Genomic DNA, 26,592 nt, shown 5'->3' with positions numbered 1-26,592 from the left:
GTTGGCTGATCTCTATAGGTCGTGAAGGGCCTCGAACGCCTTGAACAGGACGCGCGGATCGAACTTGCCCTTGTAGACGGCCGGCGGCGTCCGCGCGATGTCAAGCAGGCGATAGACCGCTGCCTGCGCCGAGCGAATCGAATATTCGACGGTGAAGACAACGTCATCCGGCAATTCGCAAAACTGGCCGGTAAAAGCCAGATTCACCGATCCCTGCGGCACGACTTCCGGCCGGTCGCCGTGTTCGCGCGGCATGAACTGACTGGTAATGAAGGGCATCAGGCAGGGGATGCACACGGCGTGGTCGAGAACAGAAGCCGTGTTGCCAGCGCGCAGATGCCCTAGTACCTCGGTCATGATCTCGCGGCCAGTGCACTCGGCCATCGGTTTCTTCACGAAGTCGCCGGGGCGATCGATAGTGAGGCCGTATCCCCAGAACACCTGCACGTCGCTCGGCTGACCGATGAAATGCGGTTGATGCGGCAGGACGATCGACATGAGCCAGTTCGAATCCGCGAAGGTGATGAGCCCACCTTCTCCCGGGACATTGCCGGTGAAATCCCGGACCAGGTTGAAGAACGCAGGATCATGCAAGGTGGTCGTGAACGACAGCCACTTCGATTCATCGACGTGATCGGTGAACACGTTCGGGCGGCCGAAAGCGGGGCGGTTCAGCGCGATTCTGTTCCAGAGTGCCCAGGAACCGGTGGCGGCGCTGCTGCCGTCCAGCATGGCCGCGCGATCCATACCGCCGAGGGTCGAGCCTTCGGTCATTGAACCCAGTGTGACGATCACCGCATCGCGCGGCCCGACCGGGATTGAAACGCTACGCCCCTCCCGCTCGCAGACGATTCCCTCCACGCGCGTTTCACCATTGGCTTCGTTGAGCACCAGATTGCTCACACGCGTGCCGAACTGGAACTGGACGCCGCGCTCGTCGAGCCATTTGCTCAGCGGCCGGACCATCGAGTCGTATTGGTTGTAAACCGTGCGCATGATTCCGTGCAACTGGTTGAACCCCGACACCATGTGCACGAAGCGCAGCAGGTAGCGCTTGAATTCAACCGCGCTATGCCATGGCTGGAACGCGAAGGTCGTGCACCACATCAGCCAGAAGTGGGTCTTGAAGAAGGCCGGGGCGAAGTGGTCCGCTATGCGGCTGCGGCCCAGCATGCGCTCTGGTTCGATCGCGAGGCGTTCGAGCGTGAGGATGTCTCTTTCAGTGATCCCGAACTCGGGCTTGTCAATCCGATGACCGTCGCGTACCAGGCGAGATTTCGACGCCGTCTTCATCGTTTCATTCCAGTCCACGATTTCCTGCGTGACCGTCTTGCTTTCATCGAGCGTAGGGATCGATGAGAACAGGTCAAACGTACACACGTACTTGCTCTCGAACATGCGGCCGCCGCGCAGGACATAACCGTCCTGGGCCGAGCCTGCTGCGTCCAGACTTCCGCCTGCTACGCCAAGCGCTTCGAGTATCGTGATATTGCGGCCCGGAACATCGGCATCGCGAATCAGGAAGGCGGCCGCGGCCAGCGATGCAATGCCGCCTCCCACCAGATAAAACTTGCTGTCTTCGGAGGAGAACGGCATGGCAGGGTCCGTATCCGTATCTGCACGTTGCATGGGATCACCCGGGTTGGATTTGTTAAGCGATGGGCACGAAAGCACTGCTTTGCAAGGTAGCCTTCCCACTTAAACCGGGGTTGATACAGATCAACGAGCGGGGCCATGCAGTCCCTATGCTGAATCAGGTCAAACGTCGAAAAGCCTTGCAAGGGCGCACAGACGCAACACCGACGGCACACAAGCAGCAGGGAGAAAACGCCTCATGGACCAGACGCACAGCAGTTTGCCGCTCAAGCCCGTTTCCTCCGATGCGGTCGTTGGTCAATCCGCCATTCAGCCGGCCACTCAGCCCACCACCCAGCCCGGTAGCCGCAAGCTCAGCTTGCCGCTTCTCACGGGTGTTGTGATCGCCTCGATGATCGGCGGCGGCGCCTTCAATCTGCCGCAGAACATGGCCCAGGGCGCAGGACTGGCGGCAATCGTGATTGCATGGATGATCACGCTTGTCGGCATGTTCTTTCTGTCGAATACGTTCCGCACGCTAGCCGATAAACGCCCCGATCTGAAGGCGGGCATCTACTCGTATGCGAAAGAAGGCTTCGGCTCCTTAGCGGGCTTCGAGATGGCCTGGGGCTACTGGCTGTCCGCCGCTTTCGGCAACGTTGCATTCGCCGTGCTGATCATGAAGACGGTCGGCTACTTCTTTCCTGTGTTCGCGGCGGGCAACACCTGGCCGTCGATTGTCGGCGCGTCGCTGCTGATCTGGGTCATGCATTTTGTCGTGCTCTATGGCGTAAAGCGTGCAGCAGTCCTGAGCGTGATATCGAGTGTCTTGAATATTGGCACCATCACAGTGGCCCTGTGTGCGATGGCGGTGGCGGTCAAGGGCGGCATGTTCTCCTACGACTTCTGGGGCGCCCAGGAGCATTTAGGCAGCCTCCTCGCGCAAGTCAAGAGCACCATGCTGGTTACCTTGTGGGTGTTCATCGGCATTGAGGGTGCGGTGGTGGTGTCGGACCGCGCCAGCAAAACCTCGCAAGTGGGGATCGCGACTTTTCTGGGCCTGACGGTCTGCACGATCCTCTATTTCCTGTTGTCGGCGCTACCGTTCGGCGTGATGCATCAGGCGCAACTGGCGGGACTCGCTTCACCGTCGGCAGCTTATGTGCTGAAGGCGGCGGTGGGCGACTGGGGCGCGGTGTTTATCGTCGTCTCGCTGCTCGTGTCGCTTTTGAGCTGCTGGCTTGCCTGGACCATCCTTGTCGCAGAGTTGCCGTTCGAAGGCGCGAAAGACGGTGTATTCCCGAAGTTTCTCGCTGAAGAAAACCGTCACCATGCCGCCGCGCCGTCGCTATGGGTATCGAGTGCGGTCATGCAGCTCGTGATCTTCGTGGTGCTGTTCGCCAACGACGCCTGGATGTGGCTGATCTCGATCACCGGAATCATGATCCTGCCGCCGTATCTGGCGAGCACCGTTTTCCTGTGGCGCTTCGCGACGCAGTCTAAGTTCGCACCGACCACCGGCGAAACCTCGAAAGAATCGATCTGGACCGGCGTGCTTGCGACGGTCTATTCCCTCTGGCTCGTCTATGCCGCGGGACTGCAGTTCCTCCTGATGTCCACCATTCTCTTTGCACTCGGCTTTCCCGTTTTCTGGTGGGCACGGCGCGAACATGCGGCCGGCGAGCGGGTGTTCACGGGACGTGAGGCATCGGTCGCGGGCGTGCTCGTGGTGGTGGCCGGCGTGGCTATCGTCCTGTTCAGCCGGGGCATGGTGAAGATCAGTTGAGTCAGGAACGACCCAATACAAGGATCAAGATGCTGTACGACCAGATGTTCGGCTTCCTGTTTTGCTGTGCGTTGCCCTTGCCACCGGCGTTGCCGTCCTCACGCTTTCGGCGGCTCGTCGATGAACTCGAACGCCTGGGGTACGCCACCACGGTCACCGTTACGGTGGCGGAAGCGTCCTCCGCTATCCGCAGCGAGGCCGCAGTTGGCTGCGTGATCGTGGAATGGTCGCTGACCGAGTCGGAGACGGATGTTGAGGCTTTCGTGCGCTTTGTACGAGAGCGGGGTCTCGACGTACCCATCTTCATCCTGGTCGAGCGCCATCTCTTGGCGGAAATTCCGGTCACGGTGCTGGGGCATGTGACGGGTTATGTGTTCATCGAAGAAGATACGCCGGAGTTCGTCGCCCGCAATCTGGTGAGCCATTTGCGGACGTACGCGGACTCACTCAAGACGCCGTTCTTCGGCGCGATGGTCGACTATGCGGAGCAGGCGAACCAGATGTGGACCTGTCCGGGCCACAACGGCGGCGTGTTTTACCAGAAGAGTCCGATCGGCCGCGCGTTCGTCAAGCATCTGGGTGAAGCGGTCTTCCGTAACGACCTGGATAACTCGGTCGTCGAACTGGGGGACCTGCTGGTTCATGAAGGCCCCGCGCTCGCTGCGCAAAAAGCGGCGGCGCGGATCTTCGGCGCGGAGCGGACTTACTTCGTGTTGAACGGTACGTCCACGTCCAACAAGATCGCATTGACCGCGCTAGTAACGCCGGGTGACCTGGTGCTCTTCGATCGCAACAACCACAAGGCGGCGCATCACGGCGCGCTGCTGCTCGGCGGGGGCATCCCCGTCTATTTGCAGACACAACGCAATGCGCACGGGATGATCGGCCCAATCGATTTCGACGCACTCGACGAGGACCGCATCCGCGACGGCATTCGTTATAACAAGCTCGTCACCGACCCCAAGGCGTGGCAGCGCGAGCGGCCGTTTCGTGTTGCGGTGATCGAGCAATGCACCTACGACGGCACAATCTATAACGCGCAAATGCTGATCGAGAAGATCGGGCACCTGTGCGAATACATTCTCTTCGACGAAGCCTGGGCCGGCTTCATGAAGTTCCATCCGTTGTTCAAGGGACGTTTCGCGATGGGCATCGAAGGACTGGATGCCAACGCGCCCGGCATCCTTGCCACGCAGTCGACGCACAAGCAACTCGCTGGCTTCTCGCAGGCGTCGCAGATCCATGTGAAGGACGCGCACCTTGACGGCCAGCGCCGCCAGGTCAGTCACCGGCGTTTCAACGAGACCTTCATGCAGCACTCGTCCACGTCGCCGTTCTATCCGTTGTTCGCCTCGCTCGATGTAGGCGCGCAAATGATGAAGGGCCGCTCCGGCGAAGTGCTGTGGGACGACACGATCAAGCTCGGGATCGAGATGCGCAAGAAGATCCGCGCGCTGAAACACGACTACGAAGCAACGGAGACGGACCCCGCGCGCCGCTGGTTCTTCGATCCGTTCGTACCGGACAAGGTGGCGGCAACGAACGGCATGCAACGCTGGGAAGACCTGTCGACGGACGAACTCGCGAGCAACCCGCGTTACTGGGAGCTTGCGCCGGACGCGACATGGCATGGCTTCGGCCACCTTGCTCAGGGCTACGCGATGACGGACCCGAACAAGCTGACGCTCATCACGCCCGGGTTCGATCGAAGCACCGGTGAGTACGCGGAGCACGGCGTTCCGGCGGCGGTGCTCGCCGAGTTCCTGCGCGAACGGCGCATCGTGCCGGAGAAGAATGACCTCAACAGCATCCTGTTCCTGCTGACACCCGGGCTGGAGTCGAGCAAGGCGGGCACGCTGCTTTCGGCACTGGTGCGCTTCAAGCAATTGCACGACGAGAACGCGCTTCTCGACGATGTCATCCCTACCTTTGTCGCCGCGCATAGCGAGCGTTACGCGGGAATCGGCCTGCGTGATCTTTGCGTCGACATGCATGCGTTCTATCGTGAGCGCGATGCGAGCCGCCTGCAACGCGAGCAGTTCCGCGCAGCGCACTTTCCCGAGATGGCGATGACCCCGCAAGCCGCCATGCACGAACTCGTGCGCAACAACGTGGAGTTGTTGCCGATCGACCAGATCGAGGGACGAATTGCGGCAACGCTCGGCCTTGTCTATCCGCCGGGCATCGCGGTGGTCGTATCCGGCGAGCGCTACACCGAGCGCGCGATGCCGACGCTCGATTACTTCCGGATGTTCGAGGAAGGCGGGAACCGTTTCCCTGGTTTCGAGAATGAGATCCAGGGAATTTATCGAAAGAAGGAAGCCGACGGCAGCGTGCGGCTCTATACCTACGTCGTTAATTCATAAAGAGCGTGAAGACATGAGGGGAAATCACTGATGGCTCTGGGCGTTCATTCGGAAGCGGGCAAGCTGCGCACGGTGATGGTCTGCCGTCCTGGTCTTGCACACCGGCGGTTGACTCCCGCCAACGCGGCAGCCCTTTTGTTCGACGATGTCATCTGGGTCGACAAGGCGATCGAAGACCACGACGTTTTCACGGGAGTGATGCGCGAGCGGGGTATCGAAGTACTGGAGTTTCACGATCTGCTTGCAACAATATGCGGCGACCCGGTCGCGCGCGACTGGATTCTCGATCGACGTATTGTGGAAGAAGAAGTCGGCACCGGGATGCTGAAAGAATTGCGCGCGTGGCTCGAACAGATGCCGGCGCAACAACTGGCCGAGGTGCTGGTCGGTGGCGTGGCGAAAGCCGAGATGCCTTTCGACGCCCGCGGCCTTTTTGGCGGCTATCTGGAGCAATCGGACTTTGTGATCCAGCCGCTCGTGAACCTGATCTTCCAGCGCGACACCAGCGCGTGGATCTACGGCGGTGTCACGGTTCACCCCATGTACTGGCCGGCTCGCCGCAAGGAAGCATTGCTGGTTGCCGCCGTGTACCGCTTTCATCCGCGCTTCGCCGGCCAAGTGAATACGTGGTGGGGCGACCCGGATCGCAACTTCGGCGTGGAGACAATGGAAGGCGGTGACGTCATGTCCATTGGCAATGGCGTGGTGCTGATCGGCATGGGCGAGCGTTCGAGTCCGCAAGCGGTCACTCAGGTCGCGCGGCATCTGTTTGCGGGCGGTGGCGCCAAGCGGGTGATCGCGTGCGAGTTCCCGAAACGGCGCGCCTCGATGCATCTGGACACGGTGTTCTCGTTTCTCGATATCGACTTCGTCAGCATCTATCCCGAGGTCGCCGATGAGATCCGTTGCACCAGCCTGTATCCGGGTGATGCACCCGGCGAAATCCACTATGAGCGCCATGACGCCAGGTTCCTGACGGTCGTGAGCAATGCCCTCGGGGTGGGGTCACTGCGCATCCTGACAACCGGCGGCGACGCATACGAAACCCAGCGTGAACAATGGGACGACGGCAACAACGTGCTGGCGCTGGACCGGCGCGTGGTGGTTGCGTATGACCGTAACACTTATACCAATCGCAAGATGCGGCAGGCGGGCGTGGAGGTCATCGAGATTCCGGGTGGAGAACTCGGACGCGGGCGCGGCGGTACGCATTGCCTCAGTTGCCCGGTCGAGCGTGACGCGATCGACGCCTGAATCACTCACCTAATTCTCAACGGGATCTCATCGTGTTCAATGTACATAACCGTAGTTTCCTGACGCTGATCGAATACACGCCGCGTCAGATTCGCTACCTGCTCGATCTGTCGCGGGATCTTAAACGCGCCAAATATGCCGGCACGGAAATCGCGCGTCTGGTGGGCAAGAACATTGCGCTGATCTTCGAAAAGACCTCGACGCGCACGCGTTGCGCATTCGAAGTCGCGGCTCACGATCAGGGCGCTCATGTCACCTATATCGATCCGGGCGCGTCCCAGATCGGGCATAAAGAGTCGATGAAAGATACCGCCCGCGTACTTGGCCGCATGTACGACGCGATCGAATACCGGGGCTACGGGCAGGAGATTGTGGATGAACTCGCCAAGTACGCGGGAGTGCCGGTGTACAACGGGCTCACTGACGAGTTCCACCCGACGCAGATGCTCGCCGACGTGCTGACCATGCATGAATTCAGCGACAAGCCGATCCACGAAATCAGCTATTGCTATATAGGCGATGCCCATAACAACACGGGCAATTCGCTGATGATCGTGGGCACGAAACTCGGCATGGACGTACGCCTGTGTGCGCCGCGCCGGTTATGGCCGCACGACGACCTGATCGCGCAATGCCGCACGTTCGCGGCGGCTAGCGGAGGGCGTTTGACGCTGACGGAAACACCGGCGGAAGCGGTGAAGGGTGTCGATTTCATCTATACCGACGTCTGGGTATCGATGGGTGAGCCGTTCGAAAAGTGGGGCGAACGGATCGAGGAGTTACTGCCCTTCCAGGTGAATGCGGCCTTGCTTGCGGCCAGCGGCAATCCGCGCGTGAAGTTCATGCATTGCCTGCCCGCGCTTCACGACACCAAGACGGAGATCGGCAAGCAGATCGGCGATAAATACGGCTTGCTGAATGGGGTGGAAGTGACAGACGATGTATTCGAGTCGGACGCATCGATTGTTTTCGAGCAGGCAGAAAACCGCCTTCATACGATCAAGGCTGTTCTCGTCGCCACGCTGGCCGAGTGAGGAGAACGCAATGCTGATGGTAATCGCATTGGGCGGCAACGCGTTGCTCAAGCACGGTGAGGCGGTCAGCGCCGAAGCGCAGCGCAACAACGTGCGGATAGCAGCCACACAACTCGCGAAGGCCGCAGCCGGCAACGATCTCGTGATCGTGCATGGCAACGGACCGCAGGTTGGCATGCTCGCGCTGCAGGCGGGGAGCTTCCCGCTGGACGTGCTCGATGCGGAAACGGAAGGCATGATCGGTTACATGATCGAGCAGGAAATGCGCAACCTCCTGCCTGCGGGGCGGGCTTGCGTGACCTTGCTGACCATGGTCGAAGTGAGCGCGTCCGACTCAGCTTTCGAACACCCCGACAAACCGATCGGACCCAGGTACACGGTCGCCGACGCGGCGGTGGCATCGGAGGGAAAGGGCTGGACCGTGGCGGCGCAAGGCGACAAGTTGCAGCGTGTCGTACCGAGTCCAAAGCCGGTGCGCATGCTCGAGATAGAGCCTGTGCGCTGGTTGCTCGAACACAGTTGCGTGGTGATCTGCGCCGGGGGCGGCGGGATTCCGGTAGTCGCTGACGCAGAAGGACGGCATCAGGGCGTAGAGGCAGTAGTCGACAAGGACCGCAGCGCAGCGTTGCTTGCAGCGGAACTGAAGGCGGATCTGTTCGTGATCGCGACCGACGTGCAAGGGGTTTATCTCGACTGGGGCAAGCCGTCGTTACGCTTGGTCGCGCGGGCGAATCCTGGAGCGCTTGGCGAGCTGGCGTTCTCGGCTGGATCCATGGCGCCAAAGGTGGAGGCGGCTTGCGACTTCGCCAACCGCACGGGGAGCCGGGCGGTCATCGGTGCGTTGAGCGACATCGAAGCCATGATCGCCGGCAATGCCGGGACATCGATCGATGCAACGGCGACCGGCATTGAAGAAGCGTTAGCTACGCAGCCGTCTTGATGAGCGGCTTGACCTCGGCACCGGGCAGATCACGTCCGGCAATCGCAAGCGCGAGCGGCGGATTCAGGCTGTCGACCATCGAGGTAGGCATGAGGATGGTTGCCCCGCGCTCCTTGGTCGTTTCGTAGATGATATTCATCGCGCGCAACTGCAGCGCACCCGGTTGCGACTCGTACACCTTTGCCGCCTCGACGAACTTGGCCGCAATTTCCGCTTCTGCCGAACCCAGGATCACGCGGGCTTGTTTTTCGCGTTCGGCCTGCGCCTGGCGCGACATCGCATCCTGCAATGCCACCGGGATTGCCACATCGCGAATCTCGACGGAGCCCACCGTCACGCCCCATTCGGCCGTCTTGGCGCCGATCTCGTCGCGCAGTCGGGCATCCGCTGCTCGCCGGTCCGACAACAGTGCCGCGAGCATGGATGAACCGATCATCTCCCGTAGCGACGTTTGTGCTACCCGATCAATCGCCTGCCGATAGTCCGTGATAGCCAATGCCGCCTTTTGTGCGTCGTGGATGTGCCAGAAGATGATCGCGTCGACGTTCACGGGTACCGTGTCTTTCGTGAGCGCTTGCTCGGCATTGAACGAGGTGGTCTGGATCCGTTCATCGATGACCGCAACTACGTTGTCGATAACCGGGATGATCATGAAGAACCCGGGTCCCCTGACGCCCTGCAACTTGCCAACGCGTAGCACCACGAATTTTTCCCAGACGTTCGCGACCTTCACGGACAGGAACACCAGCACGGCTGCGATAAAGAACAGCGGAGCCAGCCACACGCTCACAAATTCACCGGTAGCCAGCCCGGCAAGTACCAGTACCAACGCAAGGAAAAGGGTGATGGGATTCATGATGGCACTTCCTGAAAGGCTGTCGGCCAGGTCTACTCGATCAGGCCGGATTGTCGATGGATTCTGCTGCGGCAGGCGCTGCGGCGGTGAGGGCTCCCGGATGGGGAGCTGGAACCAGCAGGACTGGACACGTCGCCATTCGGACGAAACGCTCTGCAACGCTCCCCAGCAAGAGCCGCTGGAAACCTCGGCGCCCATGGGTACCCATCACCACAAGATCGGCTTTCAGCTCGTCCGCTGCAACCAGCAGGCGTTGTGCAATGCCGTCGCCATACAGGTCGACTTCGGCGATCCGCGCGACGCCGCGGGTCTTTTGCAGATGCATTTTCGCGAGCGCCTCATTCGTTACCCGGGTTCCTTCTTTGATCAACGCATTGCGCAGGAGCGAAGGGTCGTAGCCGGGGGCGTCGTAAGCCATCAAAGGTGCGTCGATGATATAGACGGGCTGCAATTCGGCGCCGGCTTCACGCGCGATTGCCAGGGCTGCGTCGAGCGCCAGGACGGACGTCTCGCTTCCATCGATTGCGACCAGGATGCGCTTATACACGGTGTTCTCACTTGAGTAGTACACAAGCCGCGGTGTTCGATGAATGCGGACGTTGCGCTGATGTTTCCTTAGGCGAGGGTAGCGCTTTCATGCGCCGCAGCGCCAGCCTCGGAAACTACTCAGAAGACGCCTTTCGGAGCGGCGGCGGTGGCACTGGATTCGTTTAACGGGAATTCTCCTTTGAGGTCCAAAAACGCGACAGCGCTTAGATAGGCGAGTACGATTGTTAAATCGAATGCACACGCTGTTACGCGGATAAAACGCGCATAAATTCCCTGAATAAACCGTTCGGGCCTGATTCGTGCGCTAGCTAAAGGGAAACTAAAGGGAAACTCGTGGGGAACCCGATTAATTTCCCCATTGGCCTCATTATTCTTCGATCTTCATACTAAAGAACGCATTAACCGCTACTTACAAGCGAATCTGCTGCGGCGTGCCTCTGGGGCAACCGTCGAATGCCCTGCATCTACCCACTACGCCCGCTGACCGGCTTGCATTTGTAAGCCGGGAAGACTCGAGGAGCGCTGGCCGCTTCGATGCAATTCTCTCCGGATACACAAAATGCCTGCAAGTCTCGTCCGTCAGGCTGGCCTCTCTCGACCCAGGTCGAAGCGCAAGCCGCTTTCAGACGTTGATTCCGCCTCTCCAGGCGACGGCCTTTTTGTCGTTGGTGTCGGCGCATCGGCGGGCGGACTCGACGCATGCCGTAAGCTTGTCGAAGCGTTGCCGCCAACCACCGCCGCAGCATGGATCTTCGTCCAGCACCTCGATCCGGCTCACGAAAGCTTATTGGTGAGTTTGCTTGCCGGTCATACACGGATGACCGTCGTGCAAGCGGCAGACGGTATGTTGATCGAGCGGGAGCACCTTTATATTATTGCCCCGGGTACCTATTTATCCGTTGCCGGCGGAATGTTACGCAGTTCCATTCCACAAGCACGTCACGGCGCGAGGTTACCCTTTGACTTCCTGCTTCATTCACTCGCGAAAGAGTACGGCCCACAGGCAGCGTGCGTTGTCCTGTCCGGAACTGGCGCGGATGGCAGTCTCGGTCTGAAGGCGATCAAGGAGCAAGGCGGAATGATCATTGCCCAGGATCCGCACGAAGCGGGATCTGACGGAATGCCACTGAGCGCGATTGCCACTGGCGCAGTGGACCTGGTGCTGCCGCTAGCAAAAATTCCGGAAGCGCTCATTGAACACCGGCGACGAATTCCAGGCCGCGACGCGGTTGACAAGAGTTCGAACCAAGGCGCCGGGCCGGTCTGGCTAGCTGCGATTATTGAGTTGTTGCGCGCGAGAACCGATCACGATTTCACGCTTTACAAGCGCGGTACGCTGGAGCGTCGAATAGAGCGCCGCCGCGCAATGGCTGCAGTCGAGACGCACAACATGGCTGCCTACACTGAGGTTCTTGCTAACGACCCTGTCGAACTCGAACTTCTCGCTAAAGACATTCTCATTAACGTCACCCAATTTTTTCGCGATCCAAAGGTTTTTGATCTGCTCGCGAAAACCGTTGTGCCCGAGCTCGTCCGCCTCCATGCGCCGGGTCAGGATATCCGCATCTGGATCGCGGGGTGCAGCACAGGAGAGGAAACCTATTCGCTTGCCATGCTTTTTCGCGAGGAGATTGCAGCCTCGAGGCGCAGCATCAAGCTGCAGGTCTTTGCTTCGGATGCCGACCCGGATGCGCTTGCGAAGGCTCGCGAAGGTCTATATCCAGAAACCATCGAGGCAGATGTTTCGCCCATTCGACTTGGCAATTTTTTCCTCAAGGAAGGCAGCAACTATAGGGTGTCACCCGATCTGCGCTCGATGGTGGTGTTCACTGTCCATGATGTGCTTGTGGACCCGCCATTTTCCCGGCTTGACATGGTCTCGTGCCGCAACCTGCTTATTTATCTGAATCCCGAAGCACAGACAAAGGCCGTGTCCCTTTTCCACTTCGCATTACGCGACGGCGGAATTCTTCTGCTAGGCAGTGCCGAGACCGTTGGAAAACCCGACGGCCGCTTCGAGATTCTTTCGAAGCCAGAGCGCATTTATCGGCATACCGGTCACGGCAGGTCGCACGACGTCGGCTTTTCGATGAACTCGGCCAACGCTGTTCGCATTGCGTCCCGGCAAGAGCAGGGCCACGCCGTTTCGCGCCAATCCGCAATGGCGGAGTTATGCAGGCGGCTGGTCATACAGTCGCATGCGCCTGCCACCGTCCTGATCAGCAAGGATCTTGAGTGCATCTATTCCGTCGGACCCACCGACCGGTATCTGCATGTCGCGTCAGGTCCTCCCACTCAGGACATCCTCGCAATGGCCCCGCAGGATGTGCGCAGCAGGCTCAGGCTCGCCATTCAGCGTGCGAAGCAGGGAAATGCGCGTGTCGTGGTGGCGGGGGGGGCCACGACGGTTCAAAACGGCAGCGTGGTGGGTTTCAAGCTGGACGTCCAGCCTGTCTCGAACGATGGCGAGGAAATGTTCCTGGTTTCCTTTGTCGACGACCCGCATCAGGATCACCATGACAGGAAGGCCATTGCTATCGCGCCTGAGGACGTGCCTCGAGTTGCAGAGCTCGAGAGCGAGCTCGATGCGACGAAAGCGGAACTCGCCAATGCGATTCGAAGCCTCGAGATAATCAGCGAGGACCATAAGGTGGTCAACGAGGAGGCGTTGTCGGTTAACGAAGAATACCAATCGACTAACGAAGAGCTGCTGACGTCAAAAGAGGAATTGCAAGCGTTGAACGAGGAGCTGACGGCGCTCAACAGCCAGCTACAAGAGACGCTGGAACGGCAGCGCACGACGTCCAACGATCTTCAGAATGTCTTGTATAGCACCGAGGTAGCAACGCTTTTCCTGGATATGCAGCTCAATATCCGCTTCTTTACCCCGGCGACGAGATCGCTGTTCAATGTTCTCCCGGGCGACATAGGCCGTCCACTACGGGATCTCAGTTCGCTGGCCGCGGACGATGATCTTATTGCCGATACACGAACCGTACTGGCGACGTCTGTTCCGTCCGAACGTGAAATACAGGCGCAAACCGGTATCTGGTTTATTCGTCGGATCTTGCCGTACAGAACGGAGGACAACCGGGTGGAGGGAGTTGTCATTACGTTTACGGACATCACTGAGCGCAAGTTGGTAAAGACCTCGTTGAGGAAAGCCAAACAGCTTGCAGACCAGGCCAATAATGCGAAGTCACGATTCCTGGCTGCGGCTAGTCACGACTTGCGCCAGCCCCTGCAAGCGCTTGTGCTGCTGCAAGGTTCCCTCGCGAACGCAGTTGAAGGCGACGTCGCGAAGAAGATGGTCGAACGTCTCGAGCATATCCTGAGCTCAATGTCCGGCATGTTGAACGCATTGCTGGACATCAACCAGATCGAAGCCGGAACCGTTCATGCGGAGCTGGTCAGTTTTCCGATTGGCGAGCTCCTTGATCAAATGAGGGACGAGTTTAACGATCGTACGCTGCCGTCGGACCTCGCCTTCCGGGTTGCTCCCTGTCGTCTCTTGATTAGAAGCGATCCGCATTTGCTGATGCAGGTGATTCGTAACCTGCTGTCCAATGCCTTCAAGTACACCAAGCAGGGGCGCGTGTTGTTAGGTTGCCGCCGCAGAGGCGATAAACTGCGCATCGAAATCTGGGACACAGGCATTGGCATTCCGAACGATGAGCTAAAGGCCATATTCGACGAGTACCATCAGTTGAACAACGCGGCGCGTGAGCGCAGCCGGGGCCTGGGTCTTGGTCTGTCAATAGCGAATCGTCTGGCCGATCTTCTTGGCGATCAAATTACGGTACGTTCTCAGCCCGGCAAGGGCTCCGTGTTCTCGATAGAAGTCATGCTTGGACCGCTCGAAACGAGTGCGCCTCCGAAGCACGATGATGAGCGTATAACCGAAGTTTCAAGGCCCGAGCCGAACGCGCGCAACGGCTCGATACTCGTTATCGAGGACGACCCTGAGGTACGCGACCTGATCGGATTAATACTCAAGGCAGAGGGTTATAACGTGAGGACGGCATCGGACGGTGTCGAGGGATTGGAACTCGTGTTTCAGCACGTCATTCAACCCAACCTTATCCTGGCGGACTACAACCTGCCGGGCGGCATGAACGGCCTCCAGGTTGTTGCCAGCGTTCGAAAAATCGCTCGTTGGGAAGTCCCGGCGATCATCTTGACGGGTGACATATCGCTGGAGACACTGCGCGACGTTGCCCAGGGTAAATGCCTGCACCTGAACAAGCCGGTGAAGGTTAATGATCTCATCAAGGCGATCGAAGGTCTCATGGTCGCTCCGCTCCATTCAGTGGCGCCGCAGGCTTTAGTGCCCGCGGCGCGGCCGGCGGGACAGGCGTCGTCCGTCGTGTACATAGTCGATGACGACCCGCATATCCGCACGGAAATTCGGCAGACCCTTGAAGACGACGGCCGCACCGTTGAGGATTACGGATCCTGTGAGGCTTTTCTGGAAGCCTATAAATCGGGGAGAGAGGCATGCCTTCTGGTCGATGCCTATTTGCCCGGTATGAAAGGAGTCGATCTGCTCAAGCTATTGCATGGCAGGGGCGACCGGTTGCCGGCCATCATGATCACCGGCAATAGTGACGTTAGCGTGGCGGTACAGGCCATGAAGGAAGGCGCCTCGGATTTCATTGAAAAGCCGATAGGCACAGCCGAGTTGCTCGAAAGCGTGGGACGCGCGTTTGAACAGTCGGTGAACTCGCAAAAACTGCTTGCCTGGCGTGAGGCGGCGGCGAATCACATCTCGGGCCTGACGCCAAGACAACACCAGATAATGGATCTCGTGCTTGCGGGATGCCCTAGCAAAATCATTGCGGCGGACCTCGGCATTAGTCAGCGTACGGTCGAGAATCACCGGGCGTTGATCATGAAAAAAACAGGCTCGAGGTCATTGCCGGCGTTGACGCGCCTCGCGCTTGCGGCGCAACTGGCGCGAACCAATGGTGTCGATGAACCGCCTTCCACCGGATAGAAGGACTCGCCTCTGGCGCGAGCGAAAACCCGTCTGCCGGTCTTATTTCGGGCCGCTGCGCTTAAGCGCCACTCTCCGAGGTTCCAGCATTTTCTGCCCACGCAAAAAAAGTGCTGCAAAGAATAGCGCTGTCATGCCACCCAAAACGCCCCAGATTGGTAGTGCCATGGCAATACTCCTAGTGTTATGACTATAGGGTGACGCGTTCGTACGCTATGAGGCAGCACGTCCGTCGACGAAAGGGTCGAAAATTATCCGTGATGATCGGATCAGTCTCATTTGGTCAATGTACTCCGTAAAACATTGCCTGGCAGGATCGGAAACTACTCAGTTAGTGAAGACCAAATCGTGTGAAAACCACCCACCCACGCAAGGCGTTTTATTCACCCCTTCCTCCAAAGAATTATTCAGCAGTCAAATCTGCACTCGAAAACCGTTTATCCACGAGCGACTTGGAACATCTGCCTGAGTAGTTTCCGAGTCTGCCCTTGCCGTGTGCTCGGCGCTATTGTGAGCATGAGCGCGTAGAAGTTCGCGGGGGCGTGATTTCTCAGATTTACGCCGAGCGGCTGAGGCACAACATAGCGCGGCGTGTGGATCTCAGGAGGCTGTCATGGAAAAGCAAACTTTTACCGCGGAACAAATTCGTCAGGAGGTGCTTGGACGCTTGAATCAAAGAGCGCCCGTGCCCGGAGAGCATTCGGAGACGTCCGTTCCGTTGCCGATAGCCCATTTGCCCGATGCTGAGGAGCGGAACTGGGATATGAAGCACGAAGGTCAAGACCCGCGCACCGGCTACGTTCGTCGGGTAATTGATGAAGCACGACGCGATTTTTTGTTATCGGATTCCGCCGAGCGCGACGAGATACTGGGAGACTCTTTTGCTCATGGTTGAGGCAGGAATTTTACCGGTCACATCGAGAAGATCGAAGAGACCTGACGGCTTAAAAGCGGTGCGCTTAGCGCTATCCGCGCATTTTCAATGGCGTCGAGCGACGCTCCGGGGGGGCGCCTGCGCAGAATACGCGGTGTGGCTGACCTGAGCCGGAAATCAGGGTGCCTGGATTTAATCATTAGAATAACGTAGATGATTATCAAATCTCCCTGAGAACAATTGAAGCCGCTGGTGCTGGATTTCACGAGTCGTTAAGTGCTGCGCATTGCCAGCCTCAGGCTTTAAATAGCCGTCAAACATGCAACTAGGCCACGTTGCTCAAGGTCATGCAAACGGAGAGATCGATGCATGCAATGGTGCTGAACAAGATTGGTGGTGCGCTTGAATGGACCGAGCTCGCCGACCGCGAACCTGGTCCGAACCAGATTCGCGTGAAGGTCGGCGCGTGCGGTGTTTGCCGCACGGACCTTCATGTTGTCGACGGTGAGCTGGCGCATCCACAGGTTCCCATCATTCCCGGCCACGAGATTGTTGGCCGCATCGATGCTCTCGGGGTAGACGTCGAAGGTCTGCAACTGGGTGAGAGGGTTGGTATTCCGTGGTTGGGTCACACCTGTGGCGTTTGCTCGTTCTGCGCCGCGCACCGGGAGAACCTGTGCGATCAGCCGTTATTCACCGGGTACACGCGCGACGGCGGTTTTGCCACCGCGACGATTGCAGACTCGCGCTTTGCGTTTCCACTCGGCGAGTCCGGCACCGACGAGTCGATTGCCCCTTTGCTCTGTGCGGGACTCATTGGCTGGCGCTCGTTGACCATCGCGGGCGACGGCAAGAACCTGGGCCTTTACGGCTTCGGGGCGGCTGCGCACATTCTGGCCCAGGTCGCTAAATGGCAGGGCCGCTCGATTTTTGCTTTCACGCGTCCCGGAGACCTGGCGACACAAGACTTCGCCCGTAGCCTTGGCGCAATCTGGGCGGGTGGATCGGACGAAACGCCGCCACAAGCGCTCGACGCTGCCATCATCTTTGCACCCATAGGCGGCCTGGTGCCGTGCGCCTTGAAAGCCGTCCGCAAAGGCGGACGCGTGGTGTGCGCGGGCATTCATATGAGCGACATTCCCGCGTTCCCCTATAGCTTGCTATGGGAAGAGCGGCAGTTGCTATCGGTTGCCAACCTGACGCGCCAGGACGGGATCGATTTCCTGCGTCTGGCGCCACAGATCGGCATTGTCACCAAGACCACTCGATATCGATTGCAAGAGGCTAACCAGGCACTAGCCGATCTACGCGCAGGCCGCTTTGAAGGCGCCGCGGTTCTCGTCCCCTGAGCGGAGTGTCTCAAGACATTAAACGGCGGGTACTACTCAGCTCAATTTGACCCTTGAAACCGCCTTGGCTAATAAGGTCCTAAGCCTGCGAGAGCGCATTAGTCGAATAAATTAACCGCAAGTGACCTTGATCTGACGCAAGCCAAACGTGCGTGTTCGGAATATTGTTGTTAGCACGAACTGACATCAACCCGGGAACGCTGCCCGAGTGCGAGCGACCAGGGGCGAGCCGTCGTAATGATGAATTGCGGAGTGGAATATGAACAGGCTTTATGGAAATAGCCCCGTTCCGAAAGGGTTTTCAACCCAATCGATCGTGGGTGCCCCTGCACAAATCGCAGTCCACAAACGATCCTCCGGCGGTGGACCGATTTCACTCACCGCGGCCACGTTCGATCAATATGTTGATGCGTCCGACCTGCCTGTCGTCATTCATTTCTGGGCGCGATGGTGCAGCGTATCGAAGACGATGTCGCCCCATTTTTTCGCCGGCGCGCGTAAGCTCGCCGGGCGGGCATTGTTCGCGAGAGTGGAAACGGACCAGGAAACATCGCTCGCTCAACGCTACGGAATTGAATGCGTCCCCACGCTTGTGCTCCTCAGGAATGGAAGAGAGATAGAACGCCACTGCGGCGCGATGACCGCGGGACAGCTCGATCTTTGGCTGCAGCCGCATCTCCGGAAGACGACCTAGAAAAAGTGTCCTGCCGGCCCTGGAAGATTACTGTTGCCTGAAGATCATCGAGGCTCGGCGGTAGACGATCCACGAAGTGTCGGGGACGCGCGAAGCTTAGTCTGATCGTTTCGGCAACCTGGACCAGGCTTGTTGCCAGCTCTAAATATGGGGAGTATTGAACATGTTGAGAAGCATAGAAAGTCTTAAAGGTAGCGAGGTCGCTGCAAGCGATGGCGTGTTGGGTAGTGTCGATGAAGTCTATTTTGATGACGAGGCATGGGGTGTCCGATATCTCGTTGTCGATACGGGAACCTGGCTCAAGGGTCATCGCGTATTGATTTCACCCTATTCCGTCAAACATACCGACCCGGGCGCGGGCAGCGTGTCGGTGGATCTGACGCGCGAGCAGGTGAAGAACAGTCCGGGCATCAATACGCATCAACCCGTGTCTCGCCGGCATGAGCAGGACTATCTCCGCTACTACGGCTATCCGGAGTACTGGGGCGGGCGCGACTCGTGGGGCATGGGTGGTTTCCCGGTGCTCGGTCCAATGCAGATTGGCCCGGGTATCCAACCGGAGCCATTCGAGCCGGATGAACTTGAGGCCGACGCGCTATCGAAGGATGTGCATCTGCGAAGTACCGAGGCTGTGACGGGTTACCACATCGAGGCGCGTGACGGGAGCATAGGTCACGTGTCAGGTTTTATCTTCGATGACGAGTCATGGATCATTCGCTATCTGACAGTGGACACTCGAAACTGGTGGCCCGGAGGAAAGACCGTGCTTTTGGCGACTGAGTGGGTTGACTCTGTCGATTGGTTCGGATCCAGCATTGTCACCGACCTCACACGTGAAGCGATCAAGAAGTGCCCGGACTACGACGATCTGGTGCCGCTGAGCCGTACCTACGAAACAGCGCTGCACACGTTTCATAGCAAAGACGGATACTGGACCAAGGGCAACAGTGCTTCGCGGTGAGGTGACCCTTGACGCGACGCCTGACATGACTTCCTGCGAACGACGGATGAGACTCGATCTCGTGAAAATGTTGAGCGATCATTCGTTTCAGGGAGCAGGTTCGGTGAAATCGCTGGGACCGTCGGCGATTTGCGTCATCGGATCCGTATGATTTCCTATCCGGTCGTCACGCTGTCGCCGCGGGATTACGACGCCGTCCTGTTCGATCTGGATGGTGTACTGGCAAAGACAGCACACTTGCATGCTTGTGCGTGGAAGCAGGTGCTGGAGGACGTGCTTGCGCAGCAGGAGGTCCATGCGGGTGTGCCGTCCATTCCCTTTGACATTGATTCGGACTACGCGCGCTATGTGGAGGGCAAGTCACAAGAAGACGGCATTGCGGGGTTCCTTGAGGCGCACGAGATCCATTTGCCGATCGGCTCATCGGATGACGGACCCGAGGTCCAAAGCATGCGCTCATTGGGTCCGCTGGAAAGCCATTACTTCCGTCAGAATTTGAAAGCAGACGGCGTCGAGCTTTACGACGCCTCTATCGAGTTGGTGCGCAAACTGCGCGCGCTGAGTATCAGGACAGCCGTCGTATCCTTTGCCGGCAATTGCTCGGCAGTGCTGGAAGCGGCGGGTATTACTGAGCTTTTCGACGTGCAGGTGGACTGCCTGGAAGCTGATGGCGGCGCCCCGAATTCCACGCCGGAACCAGATCCCTGGCGAGATGCAGTGCGACGCCTCGGCGCAGACATTTCAAGAGTGGCCGTAGTCAGTCAGTGGATCGAAGGAATAAATGCTGGTCATGCTGCCCGGTTCGGGTGCGTCATCGGCGTTGATCGAGGTGGGCGCACGCAGGAGCTGCGCGACGCGGGTGCTGACGTCGTTGTCACTGACTCGTCCCAGGTTCAGGCAACGGCTGCGCCTCCTCCCGAATGGTCATTGGTATTCACGGGTTTCGAGCCCGCTCATGAAGGCGTCAGGGAAACCTTGTGTACCTTGGGCAACGGTTACTTCGCGACTCGTGCGGCCGCGCCATGGAGCATGGCCGACGACGTGCATTATCCCGGGACCTACCTCGCGTGCGGGTATAACCGTTTGCACACCGACATTGCCGGAAGAGTGGTTGAAAACGAAGACCTCGTTAATCTCCCCAACTGGCTGGAACTCAAGTTTCGCATTGGTGCAGAAGACTGGTTCGACATACGAGCTGTGACACTCTTGTCCTACCGTCAGGAGCTTGATCTTCGTCGCGGCATGCTCTTGCGATCGATATCATTCGAGGACGCCAAAGGGCGCAGGAGCACGCTTGACGAGCGTCGCTTTATCTCAATGCGGAATATGCATCTGGGAGCGCTGGAGCTCACGCTGACCGCCCACGATTGGTCGGCGCCGGTCACCGTGCGCTCGGCCATCGACGCACGCGTTGTCAACAGCGGTGCCAAGCTATACCGCAATTTCAGCAACAAGCATATCGAACCGCTAACGGCGGAAGTCGTCGGGATGGATGGCATCGCCATGACCATACGCACGAGTCAGTCGCATGTGAATGTGACTCAAGCGTCGCGTACTCGGGCGGTGCACCACGGCAAGGTGTTGGACCTGCCACGGCGAGTGATCGAAGAGCCGGGGTACATTGGCCAGGAATTTTGCATGGATCTGGCCCTGGGCGAGTCGCTTGTCGTCAATAAAATTGCCGCGCTCTATTCGTCGCGCGACCCGGCTATTTCGGAGTGCGGATTTGAAGCGCGCAAGGCGATTGCGAGAGCAGGATCTTTCGATGAACTCGCGGCCGGTCACGCGTTCACGTGGAAGCACCTGTGGCGGCGTTTCGACGTGCGCATTGAGCCGGCGGACCCAAGCTTCAAGTTGAACGTGTCCATGTTGTTGCGCTTGAACATGTTTCATCTTTTGCAGGCCGTGTCGCCGAATTCCATCGGCCTTGATATAGGCGTACCGGCGAGGGGTTGGACCGGAGAGGGGTACCAGGGGCATATCTTTTGGGACGAGTTATTCATTTTTCCGTTCTTCAACTATCGCTTGCCGGAAATCACGCGGTCGCTGTTGATGTATCGCTACCGACGCCTTGGGGAGGCTCGCGCGGCTGCCTCCGCGGCTGGCTATGCGGGCGCCATGTTCCCCTGGCAGAGCGGAAGCGATGGCAGCGAGGAAACCCAGGCTTTCAATCTCAACCCGCGCTCACAGCATTGGGTGCCTGACAACTCTTACTTGCAGCGTCATGTAGGCAGTGCAATTGCGTATAACGTCTGGCAATACTTTCAGGTGACGCACGACGTCGAATTCCTGTATGCATACGGTGCGGAATTGATCCTCGACATTGCCAGGTTCTGGTCGAGCATCGCGAAGTTCAACCCGGCGCGTGGGCGTTTCGAGATCCACGGCGTGCTTGGACCGGACGAGTTCCACGATGGTTATCCTGGGTCCACGGCGCCCGGCGTCAACAACAATGCCTACACGAACGTCATGGCGGTATGGGTGCTGCGCCGAGCCCGGGACGTGCTCGACCTGTTGCCCGAGATGCTGCGCGCCGAGCTGATGATCGACCTTGACTTGACGGCCAGCGAAATAGACCGCTGGGACGACATCAGCCGGAAAATGCTCATTCCATTTCATGATGAAGGGATCATCAGCCAGTTTGAGGGCTATGAAAAATTACGCGAACTCGACTGGGATGCCTACCGTGTTCGTTATTCGAATATTCAACGGCTCGACCTGATTCTTGAAGGCGAGGGTGACAGCGCCAATGGCTACAAGCTTTCGAAACAGCCTGATACGCTGATGCTGTTCTACCTGTTTTCCGCCGAAGAGCTCACTGAACTATTCCTGCGCCTTGGCTACCCGTTTCCGGGCACCACTATTCCGCGGAACGTCGACTACTATACGGACCGGTCATCGGATGGCTCTACGTTGAGCCGGGTCGTCAACGCGTGGGTGCTCGCGAGATCGGATCGGCCGCGATCCATGCAATTCTTCGCTCAGGCGCTGCAAAGCGACGTGGGTGACATCCAGGATGGCACCACCGCCGAGGGCGTTCACCTCGGGGCAATGGCTGGAACGGTCGATATCGTGCAACGCGTCTGGACCGGTATCGAGATCAAGGATGACCTCTTGCGGTTCAAACCGCAATTGCCGCTTGATATTGAGTACCTGGAGTTGCGCATTCGCTACCGGGGGCACTCGATCGATCTAAGGCTCGACCACGAGACGCTGACGCTGCATGTCCATACCAGCGTTGCTGCCCCTATCGCTCTGCTCGTTGGCGAAGAAAAGTATGAGCTGCAAAGCGGCACGACGCGGGAGTTTCCATTGACCGCAGCGGCAACGGACTGTGCAACGGAGGAGGCGGCCCATTGAGCTTCCAGATGGAAAAGCCCGCTCGCAGTTTCCGGCTCACGCAAACCCGGCCGGCGGAATCTCGTATCCGGTAAGGTGCTATACGCGTGACAGACCGAGACGGTTGACGATTCTAATCTGCTTGCCGTGGGTATCGACGAGACCTTGCTTTTTCAACTTCGAGAACATCCGGCTCACCGTTTCCAGTTTGATTCCCATGTAGTTGCCCATTTCTTCCCGCGTCATGCGGAGGTTAAAGTCGACCGGCGAGTACCCTCGCGCCTTCATCCGGTCCGACAGGTCGAGAAGAAACGCTGCTACGCGCTGTTCCGCGGACATTGTTCCAAGCATCATCATGTGAGCGGACTCCCGGACAATTTCGCCGCTCAGCACGCTGTAAAAGTGGTGCTGGATTGAACTGACCTGGTGACACAGCGAAGCCAGAAGCGCAAAACGGATGACCGATACTTCGCTGTCTTCGAGCGCAATTGCGTCGCAGTTGTGGCGCTCGGTGCAGAGGCCGTCAAGGCCAAGCACCTCCCCCATGAACTGAAATCCGGTTACCTGTTCCTTGCCGTCGCGGTGAGTGATAACAGTCTTGAAGCAACCGGTGCGCACCGTATAGATACTATCGAATGGATCATGCGTACGGTACAGTGCACTCCCGCGCTTGACCTTGCGCGTCGTGCATAGGATCGATTGCAAACGCGTGAGATCCAGCAGAGTAGCGCCTTTCGCTACCGGAGCCGCGTGGTCGATGCGGCTCGGCAGGTAGTGCGGAAAAGCGGCTGATTGGCTGCGGGACTGCTGGCCCGACGCGGCCGGTGCGGCCGGTATGGGATGTGTGGCGGGGTTGAGTTGAACGGCAAGCATGATCGGCTCCTGATCCCGGATAGAATATCCGCAAGAAATTTCTATACAGTTAGGAATACGATATATTTTTACACGATATTCCCGGTTCGCATGCAGCCGGCGACTTCTTCACAGTGCAATGGTCAGGTCATTCTCCACGGCGGATGCGCCGGGAGCGGACCAGGCGATTGCGACTGCCAGATCCCGGTCATGCGGTGTGCGCACGGTCCCGGTCAGTCGCACTGTTGCGCCGTTTGCCGTTACCGTAATGTTGCGTGCGTCGGACCACGAACGATTCAGCGCGTGCATGAGGTCGCCGCGCACCTGTAAGACGTTGATGGGGGCCCTGAGCGTAATCTGGTTCGTCACGCCGGTTACGCCGAGTAGCCGTCGAACATCCTGAACGGCAGCCTCTCTCTGGAAGTGCCAGTCCACTTTCCCGCTGAGCGTGATCCAGCCGTCCTCCACCTTCACCCCAACCGTGTCTCGCGGAACCGAGACATCCCATGCCAGCCGATTCACGATTGCCGCTGCTATGTCGTCGTCGCTGCGCTTTGCATCGAAGGCAAGCCGCACCTCGACATTATCCACCACCGCCTCGACTCCCTTGACACTTAGGGCAGCGGCCTCGGCAGCATGTTTTTCCGCGAATGTTTCTACATGTCCCATCAACGTCACGATGCCCGCGATCGCCGTGACACCAATATGTGCAGCGATCACGCTGGGTTCCCAGGCAAGCTCGGAAAGAACGGCCTGTTGCAATTCGCTGTCGTTATAAATGACTGCCATGATGTCTCCGGGATGAGCAAGCAATAGGTGCGCAAGGAGAACGGCAAGCGAGACGCGCGTCCTGCCGGCGGACACGCTCTTCCGGGCAGGCCCTTGCGCAACGATAGATGGTTTGATCTTGATGCTTCCGATGATAGGAGGTTGAAAGCGGGTCCGATAGACTCGGAAACTACTCAGCTTGATGTGCGCGATGTGCGTCTGTCGATGGCGGTGATTGCCCGGACGCACAGATTTTTTCCATCGCTATTTTTCCGAAGGCGATTGACTCGCTCTGAGTATTTTCCGAATCTGCCTTCGTTGGCGTTTACGTCGGATACTGGGACTTTTGAGCCGATCTTATGGAGCTTGGATATGCGTTCAACTCGGTATGTTAGTCACGATACGGTTGGCGCTGAAAACGCATCGGATTCCGCCACGTGCGCCTTCGGCATGGTTCGAGCATGACCCATACCACACAGCCGATCTCCGCCTCACCAAGGCCCCGGATTTTATCGGCGGGAATCTTTGACGTAGATGGGGTCCTGCTTGCCTCGCCTCATGAGCGCGCGTGGCGTGAAGCGCTGGGAGACCCGGCCGATGAAGCTCGCTTCACTACGGCAATGTACCAGTCCCAGGTCGCTGGCAAACCTCGCTTCGCCGGCGCTCTCGCGGCCTTGCAGGCGCTGGGGCGGCCCGATGCTGATCAGCAGGCCGCAGGCTACGCTGAGCGCAAGCAAAGACGACTGGAGGAACTGATACACGCCGGGGCAGTGAAGGCGTTCCCCGATGCATTGCGCTTCGTTCGGGCCGTCATGGCGTTAGGGTGGCCCATGTCCGTTGCGTCGTCGTCGAAGAACGCCAACGAGATGATGAAGCGCGTTCGACTGGACGCGGACCATAACCTCCTCGATGTCTTTGCATCGAATGTCTGCGGCCGGGATTTAAAGCAAGGCAAGCCAAACCCGGAAATCTTCCTCCTGGCCGCTGCGGATTTGCCGGCCGCACCTGGAAACTGCTTCGTGGTGGAGGATTCGCCAGCGGGTATCGAAGCCGCGTGCGCCGGTGGAATGACGGGGCTAGGCGTTGCCCGGCTTCATGATGCAGCCTCGCTCCGGGCTGCGGGGGCAAGCCTGGTTGTGACCAGCCTCGACGAGGTTTCCATTGAGGAACTTGCGCGTGGGCGGCTTTGCCGGCGCGCGCCATGACCGCCGCTGCAACCCTCGCGGGCGTGTTGACTTCAACGGACGACTGCGACTGGGTCAACTGGGTCATCCAGGAAGCCGGATACGATCCGCTGCGCGAAGGAGAGATCACGCTCAACGTCGCCCTTGATGTGCCGGACACGGGGCTTTTGCCCGAGCATATAATGCCTTCGAGCTAAGCTGTGTGCGGGCACTTTCGGTCGCAATGAATTCCAATAGTCGATGATCTTCCTGCCGCAAGACGGCAAACACCCGACAAAGTTGATACAGATCAACGCTCAGGTGCCAGTGCGTGATGCAATGAAAAGAGTGAGCGGTTTCTAATCGAACGGGATTTCGCGCCTCGCACTGGAATTGGAACCGAAAGAGAAATACGCCTCGTTCTAAAAAATGCGTGGCTGATTATTTTGAACTGCTTATTGAAATGCGGCCGTATCAACTCCTGCGACTCCTGGCTCGAACATAACAGCGCTAACCATGTTGCTGCCGGAGCCGCCGGCTTATCGGCAGACCATCGTCACCGGTGCCGGTTCCGTTCTTGAACTGGACTTGATCAGGACGAGTCGCTGTTTCAAGCGACCCGGCTCAACAGGCGTAAACCAATGAATGGATTCAGCGGTATCTGCTACGAAGATTTGAGACCTGGCGTTTAACGATTGGCTCGACAATGCCCGGGAAGACTATGAAACGAAGACTTTTATCGGTGATGGCAGTCGCGAGTCTCGAAGCTTGCACGATGAGCGGATCACCCATGGACAGTCATCGTTACGAGATTGCTTTAGATGAGGCTCGCGATGACGCATCAATAGACTGCGTGGGGCAGGCGGCATGCGACGCGATGTGGCAAAGGACGCTGGAATTCGTTACGCAGCACTCGGTGACGAACATTACTCGATCGAACAAAACCGTCATTGAAACAGCGGAGCCGCATGAATCAGGTGTTCTTTATTTATGGGCGTCGCGTACCCCGATAGGCGACGGCATCGGCAGCTCGACGATTCGCGTCAAAGGCCTGTGCCGGGGGATGTACACGACCAACGGGGATCCCGCATGGATGTATGTCCCATGCGCCGCTTTGATCATGAGCGCAGAAAGGGAGTTTCGACAATTTGCTGCTGGCGCTGCCCCAGGGAAGGGAACAGCCCCTGAGTAGTACCTGGAAGGCGAGAGCGTACTGCAATGGGTCGCGGATCGCGG

18 protein-coding genes are annotated in these 26,592 nt (G+C 58.5%); 13 read left to right on the top strand and 5 right to left on the bottom strand.

Annotation, left to right across the window (positions count from 1 at the left end):
• Positions 1-12 precede the first annotated feature (12 nt).
• Positions 13-1,629, bottom strand: a complete 1,617-nt coding sequence (locus HB376_RS19635) for an oleate hydratase (RefSeq protein ID WP_213765338.1) — start codon at positions 1,627-1,629, stop codon at positions 13-15.
• A 205-nt stretch (positions 1,630-1,834) separates the two neighbouring features.
• Here HB376_RS19635 and HB376_RS19630 point away from each other — a divergent pair, with 205 nt between their 5' ends.
• From HB376_RS19630 to HB376_RS19610, 5 genes are read left to right on the top strand one after another with little or no spacing between them, the layout of a single operon-like run.
• Entirely contained in the window at positions 1,835-3,361 is a 1,527-nt protein-coding gene (locus HB376_RS19630) for a basic amino acid/polyamine antiporter (RefSeq protein WP_213765337.1), read from the top strand.
• The gene (gene speC, locus HB376_RS19625) at positions 3,358-5,727 is read left to right on the top strand and encodes an ornithine decarboxylase (RefSeq protein WP_255631447.1); all 2,370 of its coding nucleotides are present in this window, start codon (positions 3,358-3,360) and stop codon (positions 5,725-5,727) included. Before HB376_RS19630 ends, speC begins: the two co-directional genes overlap by 4 nt.
• Before the next feature lie 30 nt (positions 5,728-5,757).
• Complete coding sequence (locus tag HB376_RS19620) at positions 5,758-6,981, top strand: arginine deiminase (protein WP_213765336.1); 1,224 nt, start codon at positions 5,758-5,760, stop codon at positions 6,979-6,981.
• A gap of 29 nt (positions 6,982-7,010) precedes the next feature.
• Positions 7,011-8,015: an ornithine carbamoyltransferase gene (locus tag HB376_RS19615; protein ID WP_213765454.1), complete on the top strand. Its 1,005-nt coding sequence runs from the start codon at positions 7,011-7,013 to the stop codon at positions 8,013-8,015.
• 10 nt (positions 8,016-8,025) lie between these two features.
• Positions 8,026-8,955: a carbamate kinase gene (locus HB376_RS19610; RefSeq protein ID WP_213765335.1), complete on the top strand. Its 930-nt coding sequence runs from the start codon at positions 8,026-8,028 to the stop codon at positions 8,953-8,955.
• Here the strand turns inward: HB376_RS19610 and HB376_RS19605 are convergent.
• Entirely contained in the window at positions 8,939-9,811 is an 873-nt protein-coding gene (locus tag HB376_RS19605) for a slipin family protein (protein WP_213765334.1), read from the bottom strand. The two genes, HB376_RS19610 and HB376_RS19605, sit on opposite strands and share 17 nt — an antisense overlap.
• A gap of 40 nt (positions 9,812-9,851) precedes the next feature.
• Positions 9,852-10,358 (bottom strand): universal stress protein, encoded by a 507-nt coding sequence (locus HB376_RS19600; RefSeq protein ID WP_213765333.1) that lies wholly within the window; start codon positions 10,356-10,358, stop codon positions 9,852-9,854.
• Positions 10,359-10,919: 561 nt separating this feature from the next.
• Here HB376_RS19600 and HB376_RS19595 point away from each other — a divergent pair.
• The 5 genes from HB376_RS19595 to HB376_RS19570 all read left to right on the top strand — a co-directional run bounded on the left by HB376_RS19595 (position 10,920) and on the right by HB376_RS19570 (position 22,594).
• The gene (locus HB376_RS19595; RefSeq protein ID WP_213765332.1) at positions 10,920-15,356 is read left to right on the top strand and encodes a chemotaxis protein CheB; all 4,437 of its coding nucleotides are present in this window, start codon (positions 10,920-10,922) and stop codon (positions 15,354-15,356) included.
• 613 nt (positions 15,357-15,969) lie between these two features.
• Positions 15,970-16,251, top strand: a complete 282-nt coding sequence (locus HB376_RS19590) for a hypothetical protein (RefSeq protein WP_213765331.1) — start codon at positions 15,970-15,972, stop codon at positions 16,249-16,251.
• A 344-nt stretch (positions 16,252-16,595) separates the two neighbouring features.
• Entirely contained in the window at positions 16,596-17,579 is a 984-nt protein-coding gene (locus HB376_RS19585; protein WP_213765330.1) for a zinc-dependent alcohol dehydrogenase family protein, read from the top strand.
• Between the two features lie 857 nt (positions 17,580-18,436).
• The gene (locus tag HB376_RS19575; protein ID WP_213765328.1) at positions 18,437-19,234 is read left to right on the top strand and encodes a PRC-barrel domain-containing protein; all 798 of its coding nucleotides are present in this window, start codon (positions 18,437-18,439) and stop codon (positions 19,232-19,234) included.
• A gap of 147 nt (positions 19,235-19,381) precedes the next feature.
• Positions 19,382-22,594, top strand: a complete 3,213-nt coding sequence (locus HB376_RS19570) for an HAD family hydrolase (protein ID WP_213765327.1) — start codon at positions 19,382-19,384, stop codon at positions 22,592-22,594.
• 78 nt (positions 22,595-22,672) lie between these two features.
• On the opposite strand, the gene HB376_RS19565 is transcribed toward HB376_RS19570, so the two are convergent.
• Both HB376_RS19565 and HB376_RS19560 read right to left on the bottom strand, forming a co-directional pair.
• A complete protein-coding gene (locus HB376_RS19565; RefSeq protein WP_213765326.1) occupies positions 22,673-23,446 on the bottom strand; it encodes a helix-turn-helix domain-containing protein in 774 nt (257 codons plus the stop codon).
• A gap of 108 nt (positions 23,447-23,554) precedes the next feature.
• Positions 23,555-24,214, bottom strand: coding sequence for a BON domain-containing protein (locus HB376_RS19560; protein WP_213765325.1), 660 nt, complete (start codon positions 24,212-24,214; stop codon positions 23,555-23,557).
• Between the two features lie 440 nt (positions 24,215-24,654).
• On the opposite strand from HB376_RS19560, the gene HB376_RS19555 reads away from it, so the two are divergent.
• From HB376_RS19555 to HB376_RS19540, 3 genes are all read left to right on the top strand, one after another.
• A complete protein-coding gene (locus tag HB376_RS19555) occupies positions 24,655-25,398 on the top strand; it encodes an HAD family phosphatase (protein WP_213765324.1) in 744 nt (247 codons plus the stop codon).
• On the top strand, positions 25,395-25,574 hold the full coding sequence (locus tag HB376_RS19550; RefSeq protein WP_213765323.1) for a hypothetical protein: 180 nt from the start codon (positions 25,395-25,397) through the stop codon (positions 25,572-25,574). The genes HB376_RS19555 and HB376_RS19550 overlap by 4 nt, the downstream gene beginning before the upstream one ends.
• Before the next feature lie 572 nt (positions 25,575-26,146).
• Positions 26,147-26,548 carry a hypothetical protein gene (locus tag HB376_RS19540; RefSeq protein WP_213765321.1) on the top strand — a complete coding sequence of 134 codons (402 nt, stop codon included), beginning with the start codon at positions 26,147-26,149 and terminating at the stop codon, positions 26,546-26,548.
• Positions 26,549-26,592 lie beyond the last annotated feature (44 nt).

Source organism: Caballeronia sp. dw_19 (genome assembly GCF_018449515.1).
Classification (GTDB): domain Bacteria; phylum Pseudomonadota; class Gammaproteobacteria; order Burkholderiales; family Burkholderiaceae; genus Caballeronia.
Note: the sequence above shows the minus strand (reverse complement) of the source record. Positions and strands in the feature narration are given on the sequence as shown.